6 protein-coding genes and 1 pseudogene are annotated in these 7,372 nt (G+C 71.1%); 5 read left to right on the top strand and 2 right to left on the bottom strand.

All coding sequences use genetic code 11. The features are described 5' to 3' along the window. Positions 1-356 (top strand): annotated as a pseudogene (locus ACNAW0_RS06480) (cell division protein DivIVA); the annotation flags it as partial. Between the two features lie 66 nt (positions 357-422). On the opposite strand, the gene ACNAW0_RS06475 reads toward ACNAW0_RS06480, so the two are convergent. Further along, positions 423-647, bottom strand: coding sequence for a DUF2631 domain-containing protein (locus tag ACNAW0_RS06475; RefSeq protein ID WP_416286791.1), 225 nt, complete (start codon positions 645-647; stop codon positions 423-425). A 258-nt stretch (positions 648-905) separates the two neighbouring features. On the opposite strand from ACNAW0_RS06475, the gene ACNAW0_RS06470 reads away from it, so the two are divergent. Next, the gene (locus tag ACNAW0_RS06470; protein ID WP_416286790.1) at positions 906-2,477 is read left to right on the top strand and encodes a Rieske 2Fe-2S domain-containing protein; all 1,572 of its coding nucleotides are present in this window, start codon (positions 906-908) and stop codon (positions 2,475-2,477) included. Between the two features lie 101 nt (positions 2,478-2,578). Here the strand turns inward: ACNAW0_RS06470 and ACNAW0_RS06465 are convergent, their stop codons facing one another. Beyond that, the gene (locus ACNAW0_RS06465) at positions 2,579-4,186 is read right to left on the bottom strand and encodes a phytoene desaturase family protein (protein WP_416286789.1); all 1,608 of its coding nucleotides are present in this window, start codon (positions 4,184-4,186) and stop codon (positions 2,579-2,581) included. A gap of 179 nt (positions 4,187-4,365) precedes the next feature. Between ACNAW0_RS06465 and ACNAW0_RS06460 the strand changes: the two genes are divergently transcribed. From ACNAW0_RS06460 to ACNAW0_RS06450, 3 genes are all read left to right on the top strand, one after another. Next, positions 4,366-4,821 (top strand): 50S ribosomal protein L7/L12, encoded by a 456-nt coding sequence (locus ACNAW0_RS06460; RefSeq protein ID WP_416286788.1) that lies wholly within the window; start codon positions 4,366-4,368, stop codon positions 4,819-4,821. Between the two features lie 92 nt (positions 4,822-4,913). Beyond that, complete coding sequence (dxr, locus tag ACNAW0_RS06455) at positions 4,914-6,125, top strand: 1-deoxy-D-xylulose-5-phosphate reductoisomerase (RefSeq protein ID WP_416286787.1); 1,212 nt, start codon at positions 4,914-4,916, stop codon at positions 6,123-6,125. Continuing rightward, positions 6,125-7,366 carry a M50 family metallopeptidase gene (locus ACNAW0_RS06450; protein ID WP_416286786.1) on the top strand — a complete coding sequence of 414 codons (1,242 nt, stop codon included), beginning with the start codon at positions 6,125-6,127 and terminating at the stop codon, positions 7,364-7,366. Before dxr ends, ACNAW0_RS06450 begins: the two co-directional genes overlap by 1 nt. Positions 7,367-7,372: the final 6 nt, after the last annotated feature.

The following is a 7,372-nucleotide window of genomic DNA, read 5'->3' as shown; positions in this document are numbered from 1 at the left end:
TGGGCGGCCCACCCGTCGCAGGCCCGCCGATGGGCGGTCCGCCCGTCGCGGGCCCACCAATGGGCGGCCCACCCGTCGCGGGCCCGCCGATGGCCGGCCCGCCCGGCAGCGACCTCTACCAGGTGGACCAGATCCGCCGCAGGTTCCAGGTGCGCCGCTTCGGTAGCGGCTACGATCCGGACCAGGTCAACCGGTTCTTCGACAGCCTGCTCGGTGGCATGCAGGGCCGCAACCCGATGCCGGTGAACCCGAATGACCTGGACACCCTGCGCTTCGGGCTGGTACCCGGCGGCTACTTCGAGGCCGAGGTCGACGCCGCGCTCAAGGACGTGCAGGACATCCTGCTCGGCCGCTGACCCGTCGACGACGAGGGCCCGCCCCCGGTCGGGGGCGGGCCCTCGCGCGTACCGGTCGAGCGCGGGTCAGGACCGCAGCCCGTTGCGGCGCAGCACCGCGTCGGCGATCACGATGGCCAGCAGCAGCGCGGCGATCCCGACCAGCCAGATGTCCTCGACTCTGCCCTCGTGGTTGCCGCAGAACGCCATCAACACCAACATCGCCGCCGACAGCACCGCCAGGATCCGTCCGGCCTTGCGGTGCCCGGGCTTGTGCTGATCTGGCGCGGTAACCGGCTCGCTTCCTGCCACTGTCGGTCCTTCCCTCGCGATCGGATCTGCGGTTAGTCTGGCACGCCCTGCAGCCGGGCCGGTGCGGGGTCCCGGCCTGACTGGTGCGGGGTCCCGGCCTGAACGGGTACCCGGACCCTGGGCGTCGCCCGCGTACCCGGGCCGTTGGACCCGCCCCCCGTACGGGCGCATGGGCACTACCGGCGTCGCGGGACGGCGACCACACTGCCTCCGGTAGCGTCTGGACGTACACCTGATTGCCTTTCGAGGGGGACTGCGGTGCGAGTGACCGGTACGGGACATGCCAGCATGCGGATCGATACGGCCGCGGGCAGCATCCTGTGCGACCCGTGGGTCAATCCGGCCTATTTCGCCTCCTGGTTTCCTTTCCCTGACAATTCCCAGCTCGACTGGGAGGCCCTGGGGCAGGTCGACTACCTGTACGTGTCGCACCTGCACCGCGACCACTTCGACGCCAAGCACCTGCGCGACCACATCTCGAAGGACACCACCGTCCTGCTGCCCGAGTTCCCCACCTCGGAGATGGAGGACGAGCTGCGGGCGCTGGGCTTCACCAAGTTCCTCAAGGCCCCGAACGAGCAGGTCGTGGAGCTGCCCGGCGGCCTCAAGATCATGATCCAGGCCTTGACCAGCCCGACCGACGGCCCGATCGGGGACTCCTCGCTCTGGGTGGAGTACGACGGCGTCCGGCTGCTCAATCAGAACGACGCCCGCCCGACCGACCTGAGCGTCTTCGCCGAGCTGGGCCACGTGCACGCGCACCTGCTCCAGTTCTCCGGCGCGATCTGGTACCCGATGGTCTACGAGCTGCCGCAGGCGGCGAAGACTGCGTTCGGCAAGCAGAAGCGGGACCGGCAGTTCGACCGCACCTGGCGCTACATCGACGACCTCAAGGCCGACCACGTCTTTCCGATCGCCGGCCCGCCGTGCTTCCTCGACGACGCGTTGTGGCAGTTCAACGACATCTTCGGCGACGAGGGCAACATCTTCCCCGACCAGTCGGTCTTCATGGCGGAGTACGCCAAGGTCGGCGGCACCAACGGCATCGTGCTGCTGCCGGGCAGCGTCACCGAGATCACCACCGAGGGGGCGACCACCACCCACCCGGTGCCGGTCGAGGAGTTCTTCGCCAACAAGGCGGCCCACCTGGAGGAGATGCGGGAGCGCAAGCGCCCTATCATCGAGGCGGAGAAGGCGTCCTGGCGGCACCCCGAGGTCGACGTGCTGGGCGAGATGAAGCGCCGGATCGAGCCGCTGCTGGACGAGTCGATCTACCTGGCCAAGGGCGTCGGCGGACCGGTCCGCTTCGACCTCGTCGGCACTGACGACTCAGGCGGCGAGACGATTGAATCTATCGTGGTGGACTTCCCGGAGAAGGAGGTCCGGCCGTACGCGGACGAGAAGGTCCGCTACCGGTTCCGGACCGAGCGGGCGCTGATCGAGCACCTGCTGCACATCGGCGAGGTGGACTGGGTCAACTCGCTCTTCCTCTCCTGCCGCTTCTCCGCGGCCCGGATCGGCCAGTACAACGAGTTCGTCTACGCCTTCTTCAAGTGCCTGTCGGAGGAGCGCCTCCAATACGCGGAAGGCTGGTACGACGAGCACGAGCGGGCTGTCGACGCGGAGGACATCACGCTGGACGGCTGGGTGGTGCAGCGCCGCTGCCCGCACCTGAAGGCGGACCTGAGCCGGTTCGGCATCGTCGAGGGCGACCAGCTCACCTGTCAGCTGCACGGCTGGAAGTTCGACCTGTCCAGCGGCCGCTGCCTGACCAGCGTCGGCCACAAGATCCGTGCCCAGCGCGCCGACGCCGACACCCCAGCGAGGTGACCCGCACCTCCCGGGCTGACCCGCACCTCCGGAGCTGACCCGTGCCTGCGGTGTGAGAAGGGAACCCTTCTCTACCGGAGGCGTTAACAAGGGGCCCCTCCTTACACCTTGCCCAGGTCGGTGAGGATGCGGTGGGCGGCGTTGTGGCCGGCGGCGCCGATCACGCTGCCGGCCGGGTGGCAGCCGGCGCTGCCGGCGTACACGCCCTCGACGCCCGTGGCGTAGGGCATCCGGTCGGTGAACGAGACGGTGTTGTCGACGTGGTGGATGTGCCCGCCGGTGATGCCGAAGTGCGCCTCGATTCCGGGCGGGGAGAGCGGCACCGCGTCGGCGATCAGGTCGCCGGTGCCGGGGGCGTACCGCTCGCAGATGTCGATCAACCGGGAGACGTAACCGGGCAGCGCCTCGTCCCAGGTGGTGCCGACCAGCTCGTACGGGACCGACTGCACGAACAGCGCCGACGAGTGGTGCCCGGCGCTGTCGGCCAGCGACGGGTCGACCGTGGTGTGCAGGTACCACTCGATGGTCGGCTCCTCCGGCAGCCGCCCGGCCTGCACGTCCGCCCACATCGCGCGCAGCGCGGCCATCGGCGACTCGCCCCCGGTGCCGACCAGCGACGCCGAGCCGGGGAGCAGGTGGATGGTGGAGCCGAACGGGCTGGGCGCGTCCGCCGGCAGGCAGGAGAACCGGGGCAGCCCGGTCAACGCCAGGTTCAGCTTGAGCGTGGTGCCGGGGCGGCGGGCGGCCGCCATCCGCTCGGCCAGCGGCGCCGGGAGCGCGCCGTCGGGCAGCAGCTCCATCAACCGGTACGGATCACACGCCCCGAGCACCACGGAGGCGGCCACCTCCCGCCCGTCGGCCAGCACGACCCCGGACGCGACGCCGCCGTCCAGGGTGATCGCGGTGACCGGCGTACCGGCCAGGATGGTCGCTCCGGCGGCGCGGGCGGCGTCGGCGAAGGTCCGGGAGACGGTGCCCATGCCGCCCTCGGCGATCATCCAGGTGCCGCCCGACCCGGGCAGCCGGCACATGTTGTGCACCAGGAAGTTGTGTCCGGTGCCGGGGTCGTCCGGGCCGGCGTTCAGGCCGGAGAGGCCGTCCGTGACCGCGTACATGCTGACCAGCAGTTCGGAGCGGAAGTCGAAGCGGGCCAGGTAGTCGGCGACCGAGCCGCGGACCAGGTCGACGAAGACCTGCCGCAGGGCCGGGCGGACGTACCGCTCGGCGGTCTCCTCCACCGGCAGCGGCTCGGTCAGCCAGGCCGGCGCCAGGTCCTCGCGGAGCTGGGCCAGCTCGGCCTGGAGCGCGTCGTCCGCGGCCGCGTCGGCGGGGGAGAACATCTCCGCGACCTGCCGTCGGCTCGCCGCGGCGTCGCTGCCGAAGAGCAGGTACGGCGAACCGACCCCGCCCGGGGTGGGCAGGAAGTAGTGCGGGTCGCGACGCAGCACCGGGATGCGTACGTCGAGCGTGGCGAGCAACTCCGGCGGCATCAACCCGAGCAGGTAGGAGCCGGTGGAGTGGCGCAGACCAGGGACCTTGGGGAACGGGTTCTCGGTGCGGGTGGCCCCGCCGATCATTTCGGCCGCCTCGAGCACCAGCACGTCGAGGCCGGCGCGGGCCAGCAGGATCGCCGAGACCAGACCGTTGTGCCCGGAGCCGACCACGACGACGTCGGCGCGGGACGGCAGCTCACTACTCGCTTCGCTCATGCCGCCACCTCGCTCCGCTCGGCGACGGCATGAGGCACCACGGCACTGCACCGATGATTCGCTCGCTGACGCTCGCTCATGCCCGCGCAGCCTACTGCCGCTCGACGCCGGGCGGGAGGGTTCGGGCCCAGCCGGTGCCGCCCGCCGGCCGGTTGCGGGCGGTGGCTACCGTCACCCGCATGTCCCCCGCCCTTCAGTTCGCGCTCGCGGCGGCGCTGGCGGTCGTGCTGGTCGTCCTGGTCGCGCTCCGGCTCGCCGCCGGCCGCCCCAGGGACCTCGTCGCGCGGCCCCCGCCCGGCGACGGCGGGCCCGTCGCGGCGGCACCGCCGCAGGCGCAGGTCCTGCGGTTGATCCGGCAGCGGCGGAAGATCGAGGCCATCAAGGTGCTGCGCCAGCAGACCGGCCTGCCGTTGGCCGAGGCGAAGCGGGTGGTCGACGAACTGGCGGCGGGCGGGCCGGCACCGCCCTGGCCGGACGCTACGGGCCCGGCGGCGACCGGGCCGGTCGACGACGCGCTGCGGACCGCCGTGGCGGCGCTCGCCCACCAGGGCAAGAAGATTCAGGCGATCAAGCTGCTCCGGGATCGGACCGGCTGGAAGCTGGCCGAGGCGAAGCGATACGTGGAGAGTCTCTGACGGCTGCCGCCGGGAGCGGGTCCGCGCCCGGCGGGACCGGTACGAGCCAGGCTCCCAGCGAGCGTCCAGGCGGTCTGAGGAAGAATGTCCGGGTGACATCTCCGCGAGACCTAGTCCTGCTCGGCTCGACCGGCTCGATCGGTACCCAGGCCATCGACATCGTGCGGCGTAACCCGGACCGGTTCCGGGTGGTGGCGCTCGGTGCTGGCGGCGGCAACGTCGACCTGCTCGCCGCGCAGGCCCTCGAACTCGGCGTCGAGGTGGTCGGCGTGGCCAAGGCCTCCGCCGCCCAGGACCTCCAGCTCGCCTTCTATTCAGAGGCCAGCCGGCGTGGCTGGGCCACCGGCGACTTCAAGCTGCCCAAGATCGTGGCCGGGCCGGACGCGATGACCGAGCTGGCGCAGTGGCCGTGCGACGTGGTGCTCAACGGGGTGGTCGGCTCGCTCGGACTGGCGCCGACCCTGGCGGCGCTGCGCGCCGGGCGTACCGTCGCCCTGGCCAACAAGGAGTCGCTGGTGGCCGGCGGCCCGCTGGTCAAGGCCGCGGTGAAGCGGCCGGGGCAGATCGTCCCTGTCGACTCCGAGCACTCGGCGCTGGCGCAGTGCCTGCGCGGTGGCACCCGGGGTGAGGTACGCCGTCTCGTGGTCACCGCCAGCGGCGGGCCGTTCCGGGGCCGCCGGCGGGACGAGTTGACCGAGGTCACGCCGGAGCAGGCCCTGGCCCACCCCACCTGGACCATGGGGCCGGTGGTCACGATCAACTCTGCCACGATGGTCAACAAGGCCCTTGAGGTGATCGAGGCGCACGAGCTGTTCGACGTGCCGTACGCCGACATCGAGGTGATGATCCACCCGCAGTCGGTGATCCACTCGATGGTCGAGTTCACCGACGGCTCCACCCTGGCCCAAGCCAGCCCACCGGACATGCGGCTGCCCATCGCGCTCGGCCTCGGCTGGCCGGACCGGGTGCCCGAGGCCGCCGCCGCGGTCGACTGGGCCAGGGCCCACACCTGGGAGTTCTTCCCGCTCGACGACGCCGCCTTCCCGGCGGTCGCCCTGGCCAAGGCGGCCGGGGAGGCCGGGCGCTGCCGGCCGGCGATCTACAACGCGGCGAACGAGGAGTGCGTGGCGGCGTTCGTCGCCGGACGGCTGCCGTTCCTCGGCATCGTCGACACCCTGCGGCGTGTGCTGGACGACGCACCGGACTTCGACGAACCAGGTACCGTCGAGGACGTGCTCGGCGCCGAGTCGTGGGCACGGGCGCACGCCCAGGAGATCATCTCCGGGCCGCTGGAAGGAGCTTGATGGCATACCTGCTCGGGGTGGTGCTCTTCGCCCTGGCGATCCTCATCTCGGTGAGCCTGCACGAGGCGGGGCACATGCTCACCGCCAAGGCATTCGGGATGAAGGTCACCCGCTACTTCGTCGGCTTCGGTCCGACATTGTGGTCGTTCAAGCGGGGCGAGACCGAGTACGGCGTCAAGGGCATCCCGCTCGGTGGCTTCTGCAAGATCGTCGGGATGACCCCGCAGGACGACGACGTCGAGCCGGGCGACGAGCCGCGCGCCATGTGGCGGTACCCGGTTTGGAAGCGGACGATCGTGATGTCCGCGGGCTCGATCACCCACTTCGCCCTGGCCCTGATCGCGATCTGGTTCGCGGCGATCTTCATGGGCCTGCCGAACAAGGCGCTCGCCGAGCCGCAGCCGGCGTACGTCAAGGTCACCAACTGCGTGGTGACGGCGAACGAGCCGCCGCGGGACTGCCAGGCCGGCGACCCGGCCAGCCCGGCGAAGCTGGCCGGCCTGCAGAACGACGACAAGATCGTCGCGATCAACGGGACGGCCGTCGCCACCAACGCCGACCTCATCAAGCAGATCCGGGCCCTGCCGCCCGGCGAGGCCAACATCCGGTACGAGCGCGACGGCGCGACCGGGGAGGTCAAGGCCAACCTGGCCGCGGTGCAGCGCACCCCGCTCGACGATCCCAAGGCCGCCCCGAAGACCGTCTCGGCGCTGGGCGTCGAGGTCATGCAGCTGCCGCCCGGCGTCCCCACCATGGTCAAGTACGGCCCGGTCGACGCGTTCGGGGCGACGGCCCACTACACGGGCAACCTCGCCGTCGGCACGTTCGAGTCGATGAAGCGGATCCCGCAGAAGGTGCCGGCCCTGTGGACCGCGGTCACCGGCGGGGAGCGGGAGATCGACACCCCGATCAGCGTCGTCGGCGCCACCCGGCTCGGTGGCGAGGCGGTGCAGCACGACGCCTGGGAACTGTTCGTCAGCCTCTTCATCGGCCTGAACTTCTTCATCGGCGTGTTCAACCTGCTGCCGCTGCTGCCGCTGGACGGCGGCCACATCATCATCGCCTGGTTCGAGCGGGTCCGCTCCTGGCTCTACGCCCGCCTGCGCCGCCCCGACCCCGGCCGCGTCGACTACCTCAAGCTCATGCCCATCACGTACGTGGTGATCCTCATCGGTGGCGTGTTCACGCTGCTGACCGTCACCGCGGACGTCGTCAACCCGATCACGCTCTTCTCAAGGTGAGTGCCT

Origin of the sequence: Micromonospora sp. SL1-18 (genome assembly GCF_047921505.1) — a bacterium.
Lineage (GTDB): Bacteria > Actinomycetota > Actinomycetes > Mycobacteriales > Micromonosporaceae > Micromonospora.
This window is presented reverse-complemented; position numbering and strand designations above follow the sequence as displayed.